Below are 21,759 nucleotides of genomic sequence, written 5' to 3'. Positions count from 1 at the left end.
CCTCTGACTTTTTTATTTGTTTATCTTCCTCTTAATATATTAAAGAAGTCAAATATTTTATCTTTAATTTCTTCTCCAGCGTCTTGTGGACCATGCACATCACATTCTTTAGAAGGGATTTGCTCATAAATATAGTTTCCATTTTCATCTTTCAATGGTAGCTTTGTTTCAGGAGCTAGTTTTTTGATTGGAACTCCATTTTTATCAACAATTATTCCTGTATCTACTTGATAAGTTTTAGTTACTATTTGATCACTAGGACAGTAGTCTGTAGCTATTAATCCAGTAGATTTATCAATTTTTACTTGAGCAGTTTCTTTGTGTAATTTTCCTATTTTAGTTGGTTCTGTACCTTCAATATATAATTCTTCTCGGCGTGATTGTGGAGGACAATATTGATTAGGAAGTTGGCCATCTTCAATACAAATTTCTTTTGCAATGATATTGTCCGGTCTTTTAAAATCTTTAACAGGACGGTTTTGAACTACCTTTCTCATATAATCTCCCCATAATCGAGCTGCTTCACCACTTGAAACGATCTCTGTTTGCGTTTTTCCATTTTTATCTTTAATGATGTTTCCTTGTTTATCTTTTTTAGGGTATTCCATTCTAGTTGGCGAATCTTCTCCAATCCAAACAGTAGTTACTAAATCAGGAGTATATCCTACAAACCAAGCATCAGAGTAATTGGATGTAGTACCTGTTTTACCTGCCATAGGTCTATTAAGATAAGCGCGCCATCCAGTTCCCCAAACCAGTGGTCCTCTTGATACAGCTGATCTTAGCATATCAGTTACTAAATAAGCTACTGATTCTTTTAAAACTATGTTTCGTGATGTTTCATTAGACCAAATAACATTGCCGTTATTATCTTCAACTTTAGTAATAGCAATAGGATCAGTTTTAATTCCTCCAGTAGCCAAAACTCCATATGAGGTTGCCATTTCTAGAGGAGTTACCCCTTTAGTTAGTCCACCTAAAGCTAAGGATAAATTTCTATCTTCAGGAACTAAGTTTTTAATCCCCATTTTTTTTGCTAGTCTGATAGTGTTATCTATTCCTACTCTATCAAGTAATTTAACTGCCATAACATTAATAGATTTAGCTAATCCAATTCTTAAGGTAGTTGGTCCTAAATATTTATTATTATAGTTTTTTGGAATCCAACTTGCTCCTTCTTTGTCATCTAAACTGGTTTTATATTCCTTTAGTGTGTCATCAACAATTGTACCTGTACCAGCTCCTTGTTCTATAGCTGTAGCATATACAAAAGGTTTAAATGATGAACCAGGTTGACGATATGCCTGAGTAGTACGGTTAAATTTATCATCACCCCGACCACCAATCATAGCTTTAATATATCCAGTATTAGGATCAATTGTAATTATTCCTAACTGAGGTTGTAGTTTGCTCTGGCCAGATTTTCGGGTTGTAGTAGGAATATATTTTTCTAATGCTTCATCAGTTGTTTCTTTAGCTTTATTCTGTATATCTAAATCTAAAGTAGTATAAACTTTTAGGCCACCAGTATAAACTAGTTCTGATCCGAATTTATCAATTAATTTTTTTCTGATATAGCTAACAAAATAAGGTGCAATTTCAGCATTATTTTCTTTAGCTTTTTCTAAATGTATCTTTTCCTTAATGGCTTGTTCATATTCTTCCTTTGCGATATAGCCATGTTCTAACATTTTTTTCAAAACTATGTTTCTTCTATTTCTTGACTTTTCTAAATTTCTGTATGGAGAATAAGCATTAGGACCTTTAGGTAGGCCAGCAATTAAAGCTGATTCAGCTAAAGTAAGTTCCCAAACATCTTTATTAAAATAATATTTAGCTGCACTTTGTACTCCATAAGCATTATGATAGATATCTCCCAAAGATATCTCATTAAGATAAAATTCTAATATTTCATCTTTAGTATACATTCGCTCAAATTGTAAAGCTATATACATCTCTTGAAATTTACGACTGAAGGTCTGCTCAAGAGATAATAGTGCATTTCTAGCAAGTTGCTGAGTGATAGTACTTGCTCCTTCAACCTTAGCCATATGTTTCAAGTCTACCCAGATAGCCCTTAGTATTCCCTTAATATCAAGACCAAAATGTTCATAAAATCTTTCATCTTCTATTGCTACTATAGCATGTTGAAGATCTTTAGGGATTTTAGAAATTGGAACATAGCTTCTATTTTCTTTATATAATTTGGTTAAAACTTTTCCGTTAGAAGCATAAATTACGGTACTTTCACTAGTCTTCCATTGACCATAGTTGGATATGTCAGGGCTTTTTTTGATAATCCAAGTAATTCCTCCAATTCCTGCTCCCATTACTATAGCCATAGCTAATATAACTAATATTATAGATAATTGTTTAATTTTTTGTTTCTTAGTAGACAACTTTCCCCCCCCTTTTTTTAATTGGCAAATATATATAGTATGTTATATAAACATTAATATATCTTTCTCTAAATATTATAACATAAAATATGATATATATATAGTAAATCCCCTTACTTAATAGTTATCATACGGAATTAATGGATTATTTTTACATCGATTGATATTATATTTGTCTTATGATATAATATTAAGAAGATGTGTTCAATAAATCAGAACTCTTTCTATAAAACTAGGAAAGAGTTTTTTAATGAAATTAAATTTACATACTTGATAAATATAATATTACTAAAGAATATTAAGTTTTAATATATAGATAAGTTATAGGGGGAAGGAATATGGAAATTTCAGAACAAATGAAGATAATCAAAAGAGGAATTGATGAAATAATTGGTGAAGAAGAGTTAAAAGAGAAATTAGAGAAATCAGCTAAAGAGAATAAAGCGTTAAAAATAAAGTTAGGATTAGATCCCACAGCTCCAGATATTCATTTAGGACATACTGTAGTGTTACAGAAATTAAAACAATTTCAAGATTTAGGACATGAAATATATTTGTTAATTGGTGATTTTACTGGGAGAATAGGTGATCCAACAGGTAAATCAAAGGCTAGAACCCAACTAACAGAAAAAGAAGTAAAAGAGAATGCTAAGACATATGAGGAACAGATTTTTAAGATATTAGATCCTAAAAAGACTAAAGTGGTATTTAATAGTCAATGGTTTGGAGAAATGGATTTTACTGATGCAATCCAATTATCTTCTAATTATACAGTAGCAAGAATGTTAGAGAGAGAAGATTTTTCTAAACGTTATAATAATAATCAACCAATTAGTATTCATGAATTCTTTTATCCAATTCTACAAGGTTATGATTCGGTAGCTATTGAAGCTGATGTAGAGTTAGGTGGAACAGATCAAAGGTTTAATCTACTAGCTGGACGTAATTTACAAAAAGAATATGGTCAAAAACCACAAGCAGTTATTATGATGCCATTATTAGAAGGTCTAGATGGTGTAGATAAGATGAGTAAGAGTAAGGGCAATTATATAGGAATTGATGAAAGTTCTAGTGAGATGTATGGTAAGGCGATGTCTATGCCAGATGAATTAATAACTCGTTATTTTGAATTATTAACAGATATATCATTAGAAGAGTTGAATGAAATTAAAGAAGGTTTGTCTAACGGAGAGCTACATCCTATGAAGCTAAAGAAGAGATTAGCTAGAGAGATCGTAGCCAAGTATCATAATCAGGAGGCAGCTAAAAAGGCCCAAGTAGAATTTGAAAATGTATTTAAAAAAGGAGATACACCTGACGATATTCCACAAGTAGGTATTAGTAAGGAAGATTTAGAAGAAGGGAAATTATGGATTGTAAAATTGGTTGCAAGCACAGGCTTAGTAGAAAGTAATAGTCAAGCCCGCCGAATGATTAAGCAAGGTGCTGTTAGTATTGATGATAAACGTTATGATAAAATTAATTTAGATATAGAAGTAAAGAATGGAATGATTATTAAAGTTGGTAAAAGAAGATTTGCTGAAATAATTATAAAATAGTTTTAAATTTATTTCAGGGAAATTAGGCACAAAATCACCTCTTATTTAATAAACTATTAAGGGGTGGTTATAGTGCTTTTTTTCTTCAATCGTTTTCTAAAAATTGGTTTAATAGTATTAATAAGTATTTTGATTCTGTCTGTTTTTTTGATTGAAACTACACTACAGCCAATATTAAGAGATGTCTGTAAGACCGATGTAACAGGAATGTTAACAAATATTATCAATAAAGCTGTTAATAATGAGACTAATACTTTTTCCTATAATAAATTAGTTAGTATTAAGACCAATAGGCAAGGGCATATAATCTTAATGCAGCCCAATTTACAAATTGTAAATGATTTGTCTTCAAATATAACTTTAAGTGTTCAACAAGCATTGGAAAATTTAGATGATCGATTGATTAGTATACCTATTTCGCAGATTTTTGGTATAGAAATATTATCTAAATTTAGTCCTAAATTTAGAGCTCATATTGTCCCTTATGGTTCAGTTAAAAGTAATATTATAGATGAGTTTGAATCTGTAGGAATTAATCAGACAAGACATAAAATATATTTGGAAGTTCAAACAAAGGTTAGAGTAGTTGTTCCTTTGACAGGTGCTGATATAGATGTTACTACACAAATCCCTTTAACAGAGGCAGTAATTGTTGGTCAAGTTCCTCAGGTTTATGTAGGAGTAGAAGAAGGGTTATTTAAAAATGGAATAATTAAGAAAAAGGAGTGAGAGTTAAGTTATGATTAAAGAATTCAAAGTAAAAACTCCATTGTATAGTAAATGTATCGAGGTACCTAGTGTAATTCAAAATGCTACTGGTATACATATTTTGAGTCGATTTATAAAGTCAATTATATTTACTACAGATGTTGTAGTAATCAAGAATAACAATGCAGATGCTATAATGGCAGTATATCCTTTTACGCCCCAGCCTATTCTTTCTCATGCTTTAGCAACTGTTGCTAATATGCCATTAATGGTTGGAATAGGTGGAGGAACTACTCAAGGAGATAGAGTAGTAGAGCTAGCTTTGGATGCTGAATTTCAAGGAGTGTTAAGTGTAGTTTTGAATGCTCCAATTGATAATAATACCTTATTAGCAGTAAGGAAGGCTATTGAAATTCCTATTATTGTTTCAGTTGTATCTACTGATAAAATAGAAGAAAGATTAAGAAATGGTGCTGATATTTTGAATGTTTGTGCTGGAAGAGATACGATCAAAGTTATAAAATATATAAGAGATAGATATCCTGATGTACCAATAATAGCAACTGGAGGAGGTAGTGATAAGTTAATAGAAGCTACTATTGATGCAGGTGCTAATGCTATTGTATATACACCGCCTACTACAACACAATTAATGAAGGATTTGATGGCTACTTATCGAACCTGATATTTTTAGCAAGCATAGGCTTGCTTTTTTTATTTGATTTTTAGAAGAGTTTATTTAAATAGTAGGTTGGTTATAATAAACTATAGGTGTATGAATATAATACACAGTTTTTTAGTTTGGGAGGAATACAATGAAGAAAGGACAAAGTTTGATCGGTTTAGGGGTAATAGATTTAGAAAATGGAGAAGAAATAGGAGAGGTAGTAGATGTCTTATTTGATCATCAAGGCAGAAAAATAGAAGGCTTTAGAATTAAGAGAAATAAGGCAAAAGAAGATTATTATATTGCTTATGAAGAACTGTATAGTTTAGGAGAAGATATAATAATGATAAAAGATCGAAATAGTATATCATCTTTAGAAGAAGGTTATCAAAGTATATTAACTGAAGGAGAAGTTATAGGAAATAGGGTTGTTAGTAACCAGGGGGATGAATTAGGAATAGTTCAAGATATTGTTTTAAATGATAATGGAGAATTAATTGCTTATGAGCTAAGTGATGGTTTAGTACAAGATATTTTAGAAGGAAGAGAGATGTTAGCAGTAGATGATACTATTAATTATGGTAAGGATGTAATTATCATAGATAGATTAAAGTAAAAGTAATTAGGAGTGATTAAAGCTGGATAATCAAGAGAAAAGGAGTATTTTACTGCTGATTATAGTAATTACATTATACTTTTTATATCAAGTACGAATGATTTTATTACCCTTTATATTAGCTGTTTTGTTGGCTTATTTAATTAATCCTCTAATTGAAGAGTTGATGGAAAGAGGACAACCACGCTTGGGAGCCTTAATCTTTGTTTTTGGTGTTCTGATTGCTTTGCTATCATTTATATTTATTAAGTTATTTCCAGCAATCATAAATGAATTAGATGTATTAGCTCATAGATTACCAGAATATATTGGAAAAATAAAAAGATTAATATTTGAAATTAATCAAAACTATGAACGTATTGAACTCCCGAAGACACTAACAACTGTATTAGATAAAGTAATAAGAAGATTTGAAGAGATAACATTAGAATTTATCGAAAGAACTAGTAGAGTGATTCTTTCTATCTTATCGAGAGTTTTAAGTTTGATAATGGCACCTATATTGTCCTTTTATATTTTAAAAGATTTGGAAAGTATTAAGTGCAGTCTATGGGAGTTAGTACCTAAGAAGAGAAGAAGAAGTATAAAATTATTATTAGGAAGAATAAATATTGCTCTATTTGGTTTTTTTAAAGGTCAACTAATTATTAGTCTAGCTGTAGGTATATTATCTGTTATAGGATTATATTTTTTAAAGATTAAGTTTTATTTGCTGATTGGAATATTGGTAGGAATATTCAATATTATTCCTTATTTTGGACCTTTATTAGGAGCTTTACCTGCGATGATTATGGCTAGCTTTAGATCAAATAAGTTGGTATTTTTGGTTGTATTATTATTTTTTATTATTCAACAGATAGAAGGAAATATTATAGCTCCTAAGATTATGGGAAAAGAGGTAGGATTACATCCTATCGTAATTATTTTTTCCCTTTTAGCAGGGGGAGAATTATTAGGAATTATAGGAATGTTAATTGCTATTCCCATTGCAGCAATTATAAAAGAGATAATGAAATATATTTTTTACGAGGTTTTGATCTCAGTTGACAATAGATAGCATTTTTAGTATTATATAAGTTAAGTTTGAGTAATAAGATTAATAAATTTGAATCTAATAAAGTCTTACATTTTAGTGGGTCGATTAAAATATCGACCCACTAAAATGTAATAAATAAGAGGTTATTTAGTTAACTATATCAATTAGTATAGTTATCGATAAAAATATTATTTTATAAGTTTTGCTTGGGAGGGTTATAGATGAATAGTAGTGAAATACGTCAAAAGTTTTTAGATTTTTTTGAAAGTAAAGGACACAAAATATTGCCTAGTGCACCGTTAGTGCCACAGAATGATCCAACTTTACTTTGGATTAATGCAGGGATGGCACCTTTTAAAGATTATTTTAATGGGAGTGCAATTCCACCTAAGAGACGGGTTAGTACATCTCAGAAATGTATCAGAACTAATGATATTGAAAATGTAGGTAAGACTGCTAGGCATCATACTTTTTTTGAAATGTTAGGTAATTTTTCTTTCGGTGATTACTTTAAAGAAGATGCTATCAAATGGGCTTATGAATTTTTAGTTGATGTAATTGCTTTAGATCAAGATAAATTTTGGATATCTATTTATAAAGATGATGATCGTGCTTTTGATATTTGGCACAATGAAGTAGGGATTAGTAAAGATAAAATTGTTAGAATGGATAAAGATGAAAACTTTTGGGAGATAGGAACAGGTCCTTGTGGCCCATGTTCTGAGATCCATTATGATAGAGGGGCAGATTATGGTTGTAGTGATGATTGTAAGTTAGGGTGTGACTGTGATCGTTATTTAGAGATTTGGAATTTAGTATTTACCCAATATAATAAGACTGAAGACGGAGAATATTTAGATCTGCCAAATAAGAATATTGATACGGGAATGGGACTAGAAAGAATTGTTTCTTTATTACAGGATGCGCCAAGCAATTTTGAAACAGATTTATTTATGCCAATGATTAATTACATAGCTAAGAGTGCTGGAGTTGAATATGGAGATTCACCAGAGATTGATATGGCTTTAAAAGTAATTGCTGATCATATCCGAAGTATTAGTTTTGCTATTGCTGATGGTGCATTACCTTCTAATGAAGGGCGAGGTTATGTAGTAAGAAGAATATTAAGAAGAGCAGTTCGTTATGCTAAGGTATTAAACTTGGAAGTTCCTTTTCTACATACAATTGTACCAATAGTAGTAGAAGTAATGGGAGGTCATTATTCACAGCTAGTGGATAATGAAGAGCAGATTAAGAAGATCATCAAACAAGAAGAGCTTAGATTTCAAGAAACTTTAGAACAAGGAATTGATATTTTAGAAGAAATTATAGATGAATTAGAAGAAAAAGGTTTAAATAAGATTCCAGGTTCTAAGGTATTTACTCTTTATGATACTTATGGTTTTCCTAAGGAATTAACCGAAGAGATAGCAGCTGAGAGAAATTTTAAAATTGATCATGCTGGATTTGAAGAAGCTATGGATGAACAACGTCAGAGAGCTAGGTCTGCTAGAGAAGATTATGATCAAGGCCATGGTGAATTAGAGCTCTTTAAATCACTTCGTGAAGAGATTGGACAGAGTGAGTTTGTTGGCTATGGAGAATTTGAAGTTGAAACTGAAGTTTTAAGTATTATTAAAGAGCAAGAAGTAGTAGAAGAGATAGCTGTTGGTGATAAGGCTCAGCTTGTTTTAGCTAAGACACCTTTTTACTCTGAAGGTGGTGGACAAGTTGGAGATAAGGGAATTATTATCAATACGACTACTCAATCAAGAGTATTAGATACACGTGAGGTTGCAGAGATGATTGTTCATGAAATTGAAGTAGAAGAAGGGAAACTGAAAGTGGGAGATCAGGTTCAAGCTATAGTTAGTAAAGAGCTAAGAACTGCTACTGCTCGTAATCATACTGCTACTCATTTATTACACAAAGCTTTAAAAGAATTCTTGGGTGATCATGTAAATCAGTCAGGTTCATTGGTTACACCTACTAGAATGCGTTTTGACTTCTCCCACTTTGAAGGGGTTAAAGAAGATGAGTTAGAGAAGATAGAAACTAGAGTAAATGAACAAATCTTAGCTAATTTAAGGGTAGATGCTACAGAAATGTCTATTAACGCTGCTAAAGAGATGGGAGCTATGGCCTTATTCGGTGAGAAATATGGTGAAGAAGTAAGGGTTGTAACTGCTGGAGATTATAGTATTGAATTATGTGGTGGAACCCATGTTAGATCAACAGGAGAGATAGGTTTATTTAAGATTATCAATGAATCAGGAATAGCAGCAGGAGTTAGAAGAATTGAAGCCGTAACTGGCCATGAGGCTTTAGATTATGTGAAAAAACAAGAAGCTACTATTACTAAGATTGCTGATAAGTTAAAGTCTTCTCCTCACGAAGTTGTAAGCAAAGTAGAAAGCTTACAAGGTCATATTAAAGAGTTAGAGAAGGAGATTACAAGCCTTAAAGATAAATTGGCTTCTTCTCAATCAGGAGATTTAATCTCTGAAGCTGAAGAGTTGAATGGTGTTAAAACTATCTTACATAGTATTGACGGAATAGATGCTGATGGGTTGAGAAAGATGGGAGATAGTCTTAAAGAGAAGTTAGACTCAGGTATTGTTGTTTTAGCTTCTAAATCAGAAGATAAAGTAATCTTCATTGCTGTAGTAACTGAGGATTTAGTTAAAGAAGGATATCATGCAGGAAATATTATTCGTGAAGTTGCAAAAGTTGCTGGTGGTGGCGGTGGAGGTCGCCCAGATATGGCACAAGCTGGTGGTAGTCAACCAGATAAAGTTAATGATGCTTTAGAAAAAGCTAAAGAGCTTATATTAGATAAATAAATTTTAGTGAAAATATAAGTAGGGAGCTCCCTGCTTATATTTTCTTTTTAATGGTATAATAACTATATATAGAGGAAAATTAAGATGTATAAAGAATAGCTATAATAGGAAAACTATTAACATGTATTGAGGTGAAAACAATGAATAATTTTGATAAAACTATGATGTTTAGAGTCAATAATGAAGATGATAGTGAGGTTGCTAGAGCTTTAAAAGATGTCTATAAAGCTTTAGAAGAAAAAGGATATAATCCCATTGATCAAATTGTAGGATATATACTTTCTGGTGATCCTGCTTATATTACAAGTCATAAAGAAGCCCGTAGTAAAATGAGAAAATTTGAACGTGATGAAATTATTGAAGAGTTAGTTAAAAGCTATTTGAAGTAATATTGTGGAGTGATTGAATGAAAAAAGTCATTTGTCTATTATCTTTTTTAATTTTCTTATGTTTTATTTCATCAAATGTAGTGGCTAAAGATAGACACTTTGTTTTATTTGTGATGGATGGAGTTGATTTATCGGAAATAAAGAACAGTAGCACTCCTAATTTAGATAAATTAATAAAAAAAGGAGCTATTGCATTAACTAATACTAGAACTTCAGGAGCATTAGAACCTAAAGATGCTTATTTAACTATTGGAGCAGGAGATAGAGCTAGAGCAGGTGTTTCAGCCTATTTAAACTTTAATTTAAATGAAAAGTATAAAGGTATAAGTATTAGTGATTTGTATAATAGAAGAATTAAAAAACTAGATAATAGAGCAATGGTAATTAATATAGAGCTTTCTAGAATAATTTCTACTAATCAAAGTAGTAATTATGATGCAAAAGTTGGAGCTTTAGCAGATGCTTTATATCAATCTAATTCTAGCATAGCTGTATTGGGTAATGCTGATATTTGGCAACAATCACGTAGACATATAGGAATGATTGCTATAAATAAATATGGTTTAATTTTTGAGGGGGATGTTGGTTATAAGATGGCTTTGCGATCTGATCAACATCCCTCTGGCTATATAACTAACCAAGATTATCTCTTGAAAAAATTTAATGAATTACTACCTAAAAATGACCTAATAATTATTGAATCTGGTGATACATCCCGGATGGAAGCTGTTAAAAGTTCATTATTAGCAGATAAATTTAAAGTAGAAAAAGAAAATTCCATTACTAGAGTAGATAAGTTATTAGGTAAAATAGCAGCTAAATTAGATTTTAGAGAGGATTATTTATTCTTTGTAGTTCCTACTACATCTAAGTCTGGTAGATTGAGAGGTCAAAAGTTAACATTATCTATACTAATTGGACCTAAAATCGCTGGTTTATTAAAATCCAATACAACTAAACGTCAGGGAATAATAACTAATCTAGATATTGCGCCAACTATCTATAATTATTTAGGAGGAAGAGAGAAGGAGTTTACTGGTAGTGTAGTAGAAGCAATTCCTTCTAGTAAATCATTAGATTATCTAATTAGTTTAGATAAACAGATACAAAAGACCTTTTCTTGGAGGCCTATCTTAATTAAAGGGTTTATATTATTACAAATTATTACTCTGTTTTTAGTAGGAAGTATTATACTTTATAAAGATTTACCTAGAATTTTAAAAGTAATTTCAAATTATTTATTGATATCTTTATTATGGATACCAGCTTTATTTTTAGTTTCTAGAATTTATATCGGTTTTAATTTAATTTTAGTCATTATAGGAATATTAGTGACTAGTTTTCTTCTAACTTACTATCTGTTAAAGGTTAGTAATAATGAACTTATTCCAATTCTTGTAGTATCTCTAGTTAATTTCATTTTATTAATAATTGATGTGTGGACCAAAACTAAACTAATGAAATTATCTGTATTAGGATATTCTCCAGTAATTGGTGCAAGATATTATGGAATTGGAAATGAATTTATGGGGATAATTATTGGTACTGGTTTAATAAGTTTGACAATTATTAAAGAATTTACAGATAGAATTTCTAATAAGTTATTAGTAGTTTTATTTATTTTTTTAATCTTAACTGTAGGTTACCCTCAGTTAGGAGCAAATTTTGGTGGTCTAATTACAGCTACAGTAGTTTGTAGTGTTGTATATTTCTATTTGCAGGGTTATAATTTAAATATGAGGTTAATATTAAAATTGATAAGTATTTTAATCCTAATAATTATTTCAGTTGTTCTAATAGATACAGTAGTAAATACCAATAACCAAACTCATTTAGGTCGGAGTTTATCAGCAATTAAAAGGGGAGGTTTGTCTGCAGTATTAACTATAATCTATCGTAAATTCAGTATGAACTTAAAATTATTAAGATGGACTATATGGACTAGAGTGGTATTATCATTTGTTATTATTTTAATTATTTTATTCAAAAGACCTAGAGGTGTTATTAAAGCTATAATTGAGACTTATCCTAATTTGAGTGCAGCATTAAGAGGTTTAGTAATTGGAAGTATAGTAACTATGATTGTTAATGATTCAGGTATTGTTGCAGCAGCTACTTTACTTTTATTTCCTATTTTCTCTTTATTGTATTTAGTATTAAAGCGGATAAGATTAAATTAAAATTTAGATAAATTTACAGTTGAAAAAAGGAATTAGCTCCTTAATGGATAATTTTGTAATATCAGGGGGTGTTTTCTATTATAACTTTAGTAAATAAATTATTCAAAAATGATAAAGAAGTTGAAGATAAATATCGAGTTGCTTTAGATATTGGTACAGAATTTGTAAAGGCTATGATAGTTAAATTTGATGGAAGTGATTCAAATATAATAGGTTATGGAAGGATAAAACAAGACTATACTAATATGGAGGGTGGAGCCATATCTAATATAGAGGAAGTAATTAAGACTTGCCATAAAGCAATTGAAAAAGCAGAAAAAATGGCAGAGATAAGTCCTTCTGAAATGGTAATTGGAATTGCAGGAGAGTTTGTTAAAGGGGTCATTACTCCAGTTAATTATGTGCGTCCTTTACCAAAAAAGAGAATAAAAAGAAAAGAAATTGATAATTTAGTTAAAAAAGCACAAAGTATTGCATTAAAATCTGTTCAGGAAGAACTTTGGGAAGATATAGGATTAGAAGATGTGAAAGTTGAACTAGTAAATTCTTCTGTTGTAGAAATGAAAATTGATGGGTATAAGGTTACTAATCCTAAAGAATTTCAGGGTAAAAATTTAGAAATAAGTGTTTTTAATACCTTTGCACCTTTAGTTCATGTAGGTTCTTTAGAAACTGTGGCTACAAGGTTAGGATATAATCTTGTGGGGGTAATAGCTGAACCTTTTTCTATTGCTAAAAGTATTATGAATAATGAAGCTTATGAGTTTGGGGCGATTGTAATAGATATTGGGGGAGGGACAACAGATATTGCCTTGATAAGAAATGGTGGAATAGAAGGGACTAAAATGTTTGGTATAGCCGGAAGAGATTTTACTAAAAGTTTAGCTAGAAGTTTAAATTTAACTTTAGAAGATGCTGAAAATTTAAAATTAGCTTATTCTTTAGAGCATCCAGAGATATCAATAGAGAAAATAAAAGATATTTTAAAGGCAGATCTTGATTTGTTATATGAAGGAATTGAATTGTCCTTAAAATCTTTAGCTAAGTGTGAAGCATTACCACAAAAAATCTATTTATGCGGTGGAGGTAGTGCTTTGAAAGGTTTATTTGATGGAATTATACAAAGAAAGATGTATGAGGATTTACCATTTTTTAAAAAGCCAGAAATTAAGTTGTTAGATGCAAATCAGATAGTAGGCATAGAAGATAATACAAAGTTATTAGTAGGAGCAGAGAATGTAACGCCTAAAAGTTTGGCATTACAATCTACAATGATTGAAGAGGTTAAAGAATGTAATTTATTTTATAAATTAATTAATAATTTGGTTAGTTAAGGAGGCATAAGTATGGAGAAATATATTAAAATATATATAGATCCTGATGAACCATTAAGTTCATTTTTAAAAAAAATAAAATCTGCTAAAGTAGATAAAGTAGTAGTAATTGTACATAGAAATTCTCCAGTTTTTGTAGGGCAGGTAAATGTTGAATTGATTAAAAATTATGCTAAAAAAGCAGGTAAAAATCTGGTTTTTATTACTAAGACTAAGAAGATAAAAAAGGTATTAACTAAAGTAGGATTTGAAGTTTATTCAAAATTAAGTGATTTTGAAAATAATCTAGGTGATGGCGGGATTCAAGAAGAGGAAAGGGAATCATTATTAACCTTAGATGAGTATTCTAATGCGAGGAAGAAATCTAAAAAGAGTCATCGAAATAAAGCCATAATGACAATAGCTCTTTCTTTATTATTAATAGGAGTTTGGATTTATTTTGCTTTCCCAGTAATAACAGTAGAATTAAGACCTACTATCAAAGAAAAGACTCTTATAAGTCAAATTAAGGCTGTAGAAGAGCTAGAAACAGTAGATTGGCATAATTCTTTATTACCTTTGATAAAAAATGAAGTAAATTTAGAGGAAGATATGGTCTTTGAAACAACAGGAAATAAAAAAGTGGGAGTTGATTGGGCAACAGGAGTTTTAACATTGATTAATAGTAATCGTAAAGATGTAACTATTCCTCAAGGAACAATTGTTGCAACTAGAAATAATATAAGGTTTAAGACATCAAAGAAAGTAGTTGTTCCACAGGCTCAAGTAGAGAAATTTATGGATATGGTTGTTGGGGTAAAAGCTGGACAGGCTGAGGTCGATATTATAGCTCTGAATAAAGGTGAATACTCTAATGTGAGTAAGGGCAGAATAGTTGATTTTGTTAATAAAGAATATCCAGTTGATATAGTTAATCCTGAAGCTACTTCAGGTGGGAAGAGTAAATCGGTAAAGGTAGTTGCTCAAAAAGATATAAATCAGGGATTAAAAAATGCTAGAAAGATGATAATAAGTAAAGCAGAAGATAAATTACAAAGCAGGTTTAATTCTGATCTAATATTCTTTAAGGATGACATAAAGTATGATAATCCAACTCTTCAAGCTGAAAACAGTTTAGGAGAAATGACAAATAAGTTAAGAATAAAAGCTAAGGTAAAAATTTCAGGTTTTGCAGTAGAAAAAGAAGGATTAAAAAAATTAATATTTAAATTATATAAAGATAGCTTAAAAGATAGATTTAATCTTAAAACACCTCAAATTACCATTAAAGATATAAATATAGAACAAATCACTGATGATACAATTACTTTTAAGGTTAAGAGTATAGGGCAGGTTGTAGGAAAGATAAACAAGGAAGAAATAATTAATCAAATAGTTGGTAAAAAAGTAACTGAAGCTAGAAAATTATTAGATAATATGCTAGAAGTAAATAGTTATGAAATAAGTCCTGTTAATCAAGTTAATCTACCTCAATTTAAATATGGGATTAATTTGATTATAAATGCAGATGGAGTTTCAGCTGATAGAAGGGAGTAATTTATAATGAAGATCATGGGACTAGATGTTGGAGATAAAAGAACAGGTGTAGCAGTAAGTGATGCTCTAGGATGGACAGCACAGGGAAAAGAAGTAATACAAACAAAGAGTTTAGGGGAAGATATAGCTTATATAGAATCTTTAATAGAAAAGCACGATGTAGAAAAAATTGTAGTTGGCTTGCCTAAAAACATGGATGGATCTCTTGGGCCTAGAGCTAAAAAAGTATTGAATTTTGTAGAGGAATTAAAGAATAAAATAGATCTTCCTGTGATAACTTGGGATGAACGTTTATCTACTGTATCTGCTGAAAGAACATTAATTAATGCAGATTTGAGCAGGAAAAAGAGGAAAAAAGTTATTGATAAGATGGCGGCTGTTATCATTTTGCAGAATTATTTAGATAGCATTAGTTAGTAATTTGAAACTAGTAAATAATAGCTAATAACTAAAATGAGGAGTGATTATTATGGCAGAAAAAGAAGGCAAAATTAAAATTGTGAATGAAGAGGAAGGAATTGTAGTTTTAGAAGAATATAATGGCGAAGAATACAGATATGAAATAGTAACTGTAATTGAGATTGAAGATATTGATTATTTAATATTATTACCAGAAGATAATGAGGGTGATGGAGAAGGTTATGCTCTAAAAGCTACAGATGACGAAAATGGAAAAAGAGTTTATCAACCTGTAATAGATGAAGAAGAGTTGGCTAAATTACAAGAAGAACTGGCTAAAGAAGATTAATATATATAAATATAGGATCCCTCCTATGTTTTTTAGTATAAAATCTGATTTAATTGTCAATACTTATAGTAAGTAATTTAGTAGTTGAAAGAGGGGGGGTTATATGTTATTAACTGAATGTATATTAGATGATAAATATTTTAGAGTAGAGAGCACAACCCATGCTCTTAAGCGGATGGAAGAAAGGGACATTAATCAGAATTTAGTTACTGCAATAATTCTTAGTCTTGATAAAAAGTTATTAGACTATAATGATACAGGAGAAGAGGTTGCAGTAATTGACCAAGAAAACAATTTGGCTGTTATTATCGAAGTTAGAGAATTTAAAGCAGTAGTTATTACAGTAATCGATCGTGCTAATATACATATTAAAGATGGAACTCGGCTTGAAGAAATTGCATAAAAAATAATCGTGCTGTTAACAGCACGATTATTTTTTAATTTATATTAGTTAAATTTCTTCCCATATCTTTTTCTTTTAAGTTTCTAGTTATCATCTTTTCTCTATAATAATTAAAATGTTCTAAGGTTTTTTTAGCCAGAAATTCATTATCTTTAATAGATTCAGCTAGAAAGATTATTTTATTAGCTAGCCTTTCTCTTTCTTTTGGAGTAGCTACTTCATAATCCTCTTTCATTGTTTCTCTAATATCCTCTAAGTTATCTAGGTCATTCATTTCTAACATTTTATTTATTTTTGCTTCTTTTTTTCTATTCTCTGCTATTATTTCTTTGACTTGTTGTCTTAATTTAATGATTTCTTCTTCTTTTTCTTCGTGATTTTTAAAGTTTTGTTTCTCAACAGCTTTTTTAATAGCTTTTTCAAGCTCAGAGTTCTTACTAGATTTGATACTATTATAGATTTCTAAAGCTTTTGATTTAAAATTTTTGGGTCTATTCAATTTATCCTCCTCCTTTATAATAATCAAAAAGCACCTTTAATCTAATATAAGTTACAATAGCTAAGTTATATATAGTGACAATAATTGTAGTAAGATAGTTGCTTAGCAATAGAGTAATATCTTTTTTTGAGTCTATTTTTATGATATAAAAAAGTGTAGCAATAATTTCCGTCTGTATTATATTTTCTATTGTGTTAAAAGGTGAAAATATCTTAGTTTATTAATTTAATTAGACATTTTTGGAAAAAAACCTTTATTGTTTGCTATTTAATTGATAACTTGATTATTAGTGAATATTTCTTTTGTTGATAAATGAAATGAGATTGTTTATAATAGAGTAGGGAAATTAGATTGGATCATTTTTAGCCCGTAGTTTTTAATTGCTAAATATTTATAAGCTAGGAGGATAAGCGATGATAGGAAATAAAGAAGAGATTGAAAACACAGTCAAAAGACGAAGAAAATATCTTATCATAATAGCTATAATATTTATGATGAATTGGGGCTTGTTTAGTTATGTAGATCGATTATTAGGTCCAGTAAATACTTTGAAATCAGAAGATAAGGTTATAGAAGTTGAGCCTGGTTCCTCCGTAGTTAGGGTTAGCAATAAATTATATGAAAATCAGTTGATTCGTAGCCCTATGGCCTTCAAATTTTATATTAAATTAAAGGGATTAGCAACTGAGATACAGGCTGGATATTATAGATTAAATTCTAAAATGCCGGCAACTGAAATTGCAGAGAAGTTAGTTAAAGGACAAGTTGCAACTTATAGTATTACAATTCCAGAAGGAAAAACTATAGAAGAAATTGGACAGGTATTAGCTAAGCATGAATTAGACGAGGAGAAATTTTTGAGTTTAGCTAAAAATAAAGAAGTGGTATTTATAAAATCAAATCCAAAGGTTAAATATAATCTTGAAGGTTTTCTCTTCCCAGAAACCTATCAGATTCCTTATGGTGCTAATGAAGAAGAAATAATTGATATTATGCTAAAAGAATTTGAAAGAAAAATTTCTTTATTAAAAGATGAGATTAAAGAAAGCAAGTATAATTTAGAAGAAATTATAACTATTGCATCTTTAATTCAAGCAGAGTCCAAATTAGATCAAGAGGGTCCACTAGTTGCCAGTGTAATTTATAATAGGTTGAATAAAAATATGAAGCTACAATTAGATGCAACAGTCCAATATTCACTATCAAAACGAAAGAGTAGATTATTGTATAGTGATCTTAAGGTAGATACACCTTATAACACTTATAAAAATTATGGTTTACCGCCAGGTCCTATTAATAATCCAGGTATTGAAGCTATAAAATCAGCTTTAGACCCTAAAGAAACAAATTATTTATATTATGTATTGACAACAGATGGAAAGCATAGATTTACCGAAAGCTATAAAGAGCATTTGCAAGTTCAAAATAGATTAAATAATAAATAGTAATGATATAATAAATTAAAGGGGTGTCTATTAATACACCCCTGTTAAGTTATATTAACTAACTAGGTTATTAGTTGTAAAAGGGGTGCTATAATGAGTAATATTATCCAAGAATGGATTATTAAATATTTACGAGAGAAACAACAAGATAGAGTAGGGAAGTTAAAAGAGGTAGAAGAGAGAGCTAAGTCTAGGGGAGTTCCTATTATTGAGCCAGAGGTTGGTAATTTACTAAATTTATTAGTTAAAATTCATCGACCTAAGAGAATTCTAGAGATAGGAGCAGCTGTAGGATATTCTACTTTATGGTTAGCTAAAGATTTTGACGGTCAAATTACTACTATAGAGTTAAAAGAAGGTGATGCTAAAAGAGCTCAAGATAATTTTGAGGCGATTGGTTATGATAATATCAAATTACTAGTTGGAGATGCTTTAGAAATTTTACCTACTTTGGAAGAAAAATTTGATTTTATATTTATAGATGCAGCTAAAGGACAATATATGAACTTTTTAGAGCAAAGTTTGAGATTGGTCAATGATGGTGGATTAATTGTAGCAGATGATGTATTATTTAAAGGTATGATTGCTGATGATAGATTTTATCATCCACGTTATAATACACTGACTAAGAGATTAAGAGAATATGTAGATACAGTAATGGATCATCCATTACTAGATTCATCAATAGTTCCTTTAGGAGATGGAGTAGCAATTAGTATTAAAAAGGAGGAAGAATAGATGCAATTACCGGAATTATTAGCTCCAGCAGGAGATTTAGAAAAATTAAAGATGGCAGTTTTATATGGTGCAGATGCTGTTTATTTAGGTGGAGAAGCTTATGGACTACGTGAAAAAGCAGGAAACTTTACTATAGAAGAGATGAAGGAAGGATTGGATTTTGCTCATCAACGAGGGGTTAATTTTTATGTAACAGTTAATATCATTGCTCATAATGAAGATTTAGAGGGATTAGCAGAGTATATTAAAGAGTTAGATGAGTTAGGAGTAGATGCTGTAATTGTAGCAGATCCAGGTATCTTATCTATAGTGAAAGAAGTAGCTCCTAATTTAGAAGTACATATTAGTACCCAGGCCAACAATACTAATTGGAGAACGGCAAAATATTGGAAAGATCAGGGTGTGGAGAGAATTGTTGCAGCTAGAGAATTATCTTTTGAGGAGATTAAAGAGATTAAGGATAAAGTTGATATAGATATAGAAGCTTTTGTACATGGAGCAATGTGTATTTCTTACTCAGGCCGTTGTTTATTAAGCAATTATATGAATGGTAGAGATGCTAATCGTGGTGCTTGTGCCCATTCTTGTCGTTGGAAGTATACTCTAATGGAAGAGCAACGTAATGGAGAATATTATCCGATCTATGAGAATGAAAGAGGAACATTTATATTTAATTCTAAAGACCTATGTATGATAGAATATATACCTGAACTAATTGAGACAGGGATAGATAGTTTGAAGCTAGAAGGAAGAATGAAGAGTCTACATTATGTAGCTACAGTTACCAATGTATATCGTCGTGCTTTAAATGAATATGCTAAAGATCCTAAGAATTACAAATTTAAAGAAGAATGGTTAGAAGAGTTAATTAAGATTAGTCATCGTAACTATACAACAGGGTTTTATTTTGAGAAACCTGGTGGAAGTGAGCAGAATTATGATGATTCAGGTTATACTAGAGCCTATGATTTTATGGGAATAGTACGTGATTATTTACCTGCTAGTAATGAAGCTGTGATTGAAGTAAGGAGTAAGTTCTTTACCGGTGATATTATAGAAATCTTTGGAGCTAAGACAGATACATTTATACAAGAAATAGAGTATATTGAGAATGAAGCTGGTGAAAGAGTAGCAGATGCTCCCCATCCTCATCAATTAATAAATGTTAAAGTTGATAATCCTGTTGAAAAGTATGACTTAGTAAGACGAAAAAGAGGCGATGATAATGAATAATCCAGTTCTAATAGGGATTACTGGAGGAACAGGATCAGGTAAGACAACAGTTGCAAAAACAATTATGGAAGAGTTAGATTATAATAATATAGTTATGATTCAACAGGATTCTTATTATAAAGATCAAAGTAATTTAGAGTTTGCAGAGAGGATTAAGACTAATTATGATCATCCCTTTGCTTTTGATACAGAGTTATTGATAGAGCATCTTAATGAGTTATTAGCAGGAAACTCTATTGCAAAACCAGTTTATGATTTTACAAAACATACTAGAAAAGATGAGACTGTAATTATAGAATCTTGTGATGTTATTATTTTAGAAGGTATTCTAGTTTTAGAAGATGAACAGTTAAGAGATATGCTTGATATTAAGATATATGTAGATACTGATAATGATGTTAGATTCATTCGTAGACTACTTAGAGATACAGAAGAACGCGAAAGAACAATGGATTCAGTAGTTAAGCAGTATTTAGAGGTGGTAAGACCGATGCACCAACAATTTATTGAGCCTACTAAGAAATATGCTGATATTATAGTTCCTGAAGGTGGCTATAATAAAGTTGCAATTGATATCTTAGTTACTAAGGTTAAATCTATTCTTGAGGGGTTAGATTAAATATGGATACTATTGGATTTCAGGTACAGGTTGAACAGAGTGAGTTATATTTTGTAGATAATATTTTAAAGTCTTATGAAGGTTTGGCTTTTACTACAGTAGTAGGTGTTGAAGATGGGATTGGTACACTTAATGTAGAGGTTAGCGCAGGAACTAAAGAGGATGTATTAGAGATATTGCATAATTTAGAAAATCAAATTGATTTGGAGATAATTAAAGGATAATAACTTTTGTTAAAGGGCACAAGTGACTATAACATCTAAAGACCTTTTTAGGTGTTAAATGGTCTTTGTGCTTTTTTGTTCAAGTATTAAATTTTAATTACTTTGATATTATACTCAATAATTTATCTTTGTAGATATATTTAATCTTAACTATATAAGTTGAATTAATAATTTTCATAAAAATATAAATAAAAAACTTGTTTTATTATGAATTTAACTAATCTATACGAATAATTTTAAAAATTTAATTATATATAGAAGATAGAAAGAATTTGAATTTACTTAGAAACAAATTGAAACCCAAACCTTTTTTGACGCTGATTAAAATCTGATTAAGTTTTGATCTTATTTATTAGCTAGTAGCCGTTAGCTACTAGCTAATAAATAAAATACCTGCGTAGATCACCCAAGAGTACTTCCTCAGTCATTCTTCTCTGGGTTTGAACAGATAAGACTTTGCAAGATTTTAATTTTTTGAATTTTAGTTCTTAAAAGATTACTAAAATTCAAATTTTAGATATATAATACGAAATTTTTATTAATTGCTATATAAATTAATTCTTCAGTCCTTTATTCGTGTTAA

20 protein-coding genes are annotated in these 21,759 nt (G+C 30.1%); 18 read left to right on the top strand and 2 right to left on the bottom strand.

Annotated features, from left to right (window positions below):
- Window positions 1-20: 20 nt before the first annotated feature.
- A complete protein-coding gene (locus OREMA_RS0113395; protein ID WP_018249781.1) occupies window positions 21-2,399 on the bottom strand; it encodes a transglycosylase domain-containing protein in 2,379 nt (792 codons plus the stop codon).
- Window positions 2,400-2,737: 338 nt separating this feature from the next.
- On the opposite strand from OREMA_RS0113395, the gene tyrS reads away from it, so the two are divergent.
- The 13 genes from tyrS (at window position 2,738) to OREMA_RS0113330 (ending at window position 16,418) form a co-directional block, all read left to right on the top strand.
- Complete coding sequence (tyrS, locus tag OREMA_RS0113390) at window positions 2,738-3,958, top strand: tyrosine--tRNA ligase (RefSeq protein WP_018249780.1); 1,221 nt, start codon at window positions 2,738-2,740, stop codon at window positions 3,956-3,958.
- A 72-nt stretch (window positions 3,959-4,030) separates the two neighbouring features.
- Window positions 4,031-4,687 (top strand): sporulation protein YunB, encoded by a 657-nt coding sequence (gene yunB / locus OREMA_RS0113385; RefSeq protein WP_018249779.1) that lies wholly within the window; start codon window positions 4,031-4,033, stop codon window positions 4,685-4,687.
- Window positions 4,688-4,697: 10 nt separating this feature from the next.
- The gene (locus tag OREMA_RS0113380; RefSeq protein WP_018249778.1) at window positions 4,698-5,351 is read left to right on the top strand and encodes a hypothetical protein; all 654 of its coding nucleotides are present in this window, start codon (window positions 4,698-4,700) and stop codon (window positions 5,349-5,351) included.
- A gap of 130 nt (window positions 5,352-5,481) precedes the next feature.
- Entirely contained in the window at window positions 5,482-5,949 is a 468-nt protein-coding gene (locus tag OREMA_RS0113375; protein ID WP_018249777.1) for a PRC-barrel domain-containing protein, read from the top strand.
- A 22-nt stretch (window positions 5,950-5,971) separates the two neighbouring features.
- A complete protein-coding gene (locus tag OREMA_RS0113370) occupies window positions 5,972-7,006 on the top strand; it encodes an AI-2E family transporter (protein WP_026189011.1) in 1,035 nt (344 codons plus the stop codon).
- Window positions 7,007-7,206: 200 nt separating this feature from the next.
- The gene (gene alaS, locus OREMA_RS0113365; protein WP_018249775.1) at window positions 7,207-9,828 is read left to right on the top strand and encodes an alanine--tRNA ligase; all 2,622 of its coding nucleotides are present in this window, start codon (window positions 7,207-7,209) and stop codon (window positions 9,826-9,828) included.
- Between the two features lie 140 nt (window positions 9,829-9,968).
- Entirely contained in the window at window positions 9,969-10,217 is a 249-nt protein-coding gene (locus OREMA_RS0113360) for an IreB family regulatory phosphoprotein (RefSeq protein WP_018249774.1), read from the top strand.
- A gap of 17 nt (window positions 10,218-10,234) precedes the next feature.
- Window positions 10,235-12,397: a hypothetical protein gene (locus tag OREMA_RS0113355; RefSeq protein WP_018249773.1), complete on the top strand. Its 2,163-nt coding sequence runs from the start codon at window positions 10,235-10,237 to the stop codon at window positions 12,395-12,397.
- Between the two features lie 68 nt (window positions 12,398-12,465).
- On the top strand, window positions 12,466-13,731 hold the full coding sequence (locus OREMA_RS0113350) for a cell division FtsA domain-containing protein (protein ID WP_018249772.1): 1,266 nt from the start codon (window positions 12,466-12,468) through the stop codon (window positions 13,729-13,731).
- Window positions 13,732-13,743: 12 nt separating this feature from the next.
- Entirely contained in the window at window positions 13,744-15,267 is a 1,524-nt protein-coding gene (locus OREMA_RS0113345; RefSeq protein ID WP_018249771.1) for a baseplate J/gp47 family protein, read from the top strand.
- A gap of 6 nt (window positions 15,268-15,273) precedes the next feature.
- Window positions 15,274-15,684: a Holliday junction resolvase RuvX gene (ruvX, locus tag OREMA_RS0113340; RefSeq protein WP_018249770.1), complete on the top strand. Its 411-nt coding sequence runs from the start codon at window positions 15,274-15,276 to the stop codon at window positions 15,682-15,684.
- A 52-nt stretch (window positions 15,685-15,736) separates the two neighbouring features.
- Window positions 15,737-16,015, top strand: coding sequence for a DUF1292 domain-containing protein (locus OREMA_RS0113335; RefSeq protein ID WP_018249769.1), 279 nt, complete (start codon window positions 15,737-15,739; stop codon window positions 16,013-16,015).
- Between the two features lie 103 nt (window positions 16,016-16,118).
- Entirely contained in the window at window positions 16,119-16,418 is a 300-nt protein-coding gene (locus tag OREMA_RS0113330) for a DUF4258 domain-containing protein (protein WP_018249768.1), read from the top strand.
- 34 nt (window positions 16,419-16,452) lie between these two features.
- On the opposite strand, the gene OREMA_RS0113325 is transcribed toward OREMA_RS0113330, so the two are convergent.
- Entirely contained in the window at window positions 16,453-16,917 is a 465-nt protein-coding gene (locus OREMA_RS0113325; protein ID WP_018249767.1) for a hypothetical protein, read from the bottom strand.
- Between the two features lie 413 nt (window positions 16,918-17,330).
- Here OREMA_RS0113325 and mltG point away from each other — a divergent pair, with 413 nt between their 5' ends.
- From mltG to OREMA_RS0113300, 5 genes are all read left to right on the top strand, one after another.
- A complete protein-coding gene (gene mltG / locus OREMA_RS0113320) occupies window positions 17,331-18,362 on the top strand; it encodes an endolytic transglycosylase MltG (protein WP_018249766.1) in 1,032 nt (343 codons plus the stop codon).
- Window positions 18,363-18,455: 93 nt separating this feature from the next.
- Window positions 18,456-19,100, top strand: coding sequence for an O-methyltransferase (locus tag OREMA_RS0113315; protein WP_018249765.1), 645 nt, complete (start codon window positions 18,456-18,458; stop codon window positions 19,098-19,100).
- A complete protein-coding gene (locus OREMA_RS0113310) occupies window positions 19,101-20,333 on the top strand; it encodes a peptidase U32 family protein (protein ID WP_018249764.1) in 1,233 nt (410 codons plus the stop codon).
- Window positions 20,326-20,952 (top strand): uridine kinase, encoded by a 627-nt coding sequence (gene udk / locus OREMA_RS0113305; RefSeq protein WP_018249763.1) that lies wholly within the window; start codon window positions 20,326-20,328, stop codon window positions 20,950-20,952. Before OREMA_RS0113310 ends, udk begins: the two co-directional genes overlap by 8 nt.
- Before the next feature lie 2 nt (window positions 20,953-20,954).
- On the top strand, window positions 20,955-21,176 hold the full coding sequence (locus OREMA_RS0113300) for a DUF4911 domain-containing protein (protein WP_018249762.1): 222 nt from the start codon (window positions 20,955-20,957) through the stop codon (window positions 21,174-21,176).
- Window positions 21,177-21,759: the final 583 nt, after the last annotated feature.

The organism is Orenia marismortui DSM 5156 (genome assembly GCF_000379025.1).
Lineage (GTDB): Bacteria > Bacillota > Halanaerobiia > Halobacteroidales > Halobacteroidaceae > Orenia > Orenia marismortui.
Note: the sequence above shows the minus strand (reverse complement) of the source record. Positions and strands in the feature narration are given on the sequence as shown.

What these genes read in the sequence shown, in the direction of transcription:
- tyrS (WP_018249780.1), top strand. Translation starts at nt 2,738, where the DNA reads ATGGAAATTTCAGAACAAATGAAGATAATCAAAAGAGGAATTGATGAA.
- OREMA_RS0113380 (WP_018249778.1), top strand. Translation starts at nt 4,698, where the DNA reads ATGATTAAAGAATTCAAAGTAAAAACTCCATTGTATAGTAAATGTATC.
- OREMA_RS0113375 (WP_018249777.1), top strand. Translation starts at nt 5,482, where the DNA reads ATGAAGAAAGGACAAAGTTTGATCGGTTTAGGGGTAATAGATTTAGAA.
- alaS (WP_018249775.1), top strand. Translation starts at nt 7,207, where the DNA reads ATGAATAGTAGTGAAATACGTCAAAAGTTTTTAGATTTTTTTGAAAGT.
- OREMA_RS0113360 (WP_018249774.1), top strand. Translation starts at nt 9,969, where the DNA reads ATGAATAATTTTGATAAAACTATGATGTTTAGAGTCAATAATGAAGAT.
- OREMA_RS0113355 (WP_018249773.1), top strand. Translation starts at nt 10,235, where the DNA reads ATGAAAAAAGTCATTTGTCTATTATCTTTTTTAATTTTCTTATGTTTT.
- OREMA_RS0113345 (WP_018249771.1), top strand. Translation starts at nt 13,744, where the DNA reads ATGGAGAAATATATTAAAATATATATAGATCCTGATGAACCATTAAGT.
- ruvX (WP_018249770.1), top strand. Translation starts at nt 15,274, where the DNA reads ATGAAGATCATGGGACTAGATGTTGGAGATAAAAGAACAGGTGTAGCA.
- OREMA_RS0113335 (WP_018249769.1), top strand. Translation starts at nt 15,737, where the DNA reads ATGGCAGAAAAAGAAGGCAAAATTAAAATTGTGAATGAAGAGGAAGGA.
- OREMA_RS0113330 (WP_018249768.1), top strand. Translation starts at nt 16,119, where the DNA reads ATGTTATTAACTGAATGTATATTAGATGATAAATATTTTAGAGTAGAG.
- mltG (WP_018249766.1), top strand. Translation starts at nt 17,331, where the DNA reads ATGATAGGAAATAAAGAAGAGATTGAAAACACAGTCAAAAGACGAAGA.
- OREMA_RS0113315 (WP_018249765.1), top strand. Translation starts at nt 18,456, where the DNA reads ATGAGTAATATTATCCAAGAATGGATTATTAAATATTTACGAGAGAAA.
- OREMA_RS0113310 (WP_018249764.1), top strand. Translation starts at nt 19,101, where the DNA reads ATGCAATTACCGGAATTATTAGCTCCAGCAGGAGATTTAGAAAAATTA.
- udk (WP_018249763.1), top strand. Translation starts at nt 20,326, where the DNA reads ATGAATAATCCAGTTCTAATAGGGATTACTGGAGGAACAGGATCAGGT.
- OREMA_RS0113300 (WP_018249762.1), top strand. Translation starts at nt 20,955, where the DNA reads ATGGATACTATTGGATTTCAGGTACAGGTTGAACAGAGTGAGTTATAT.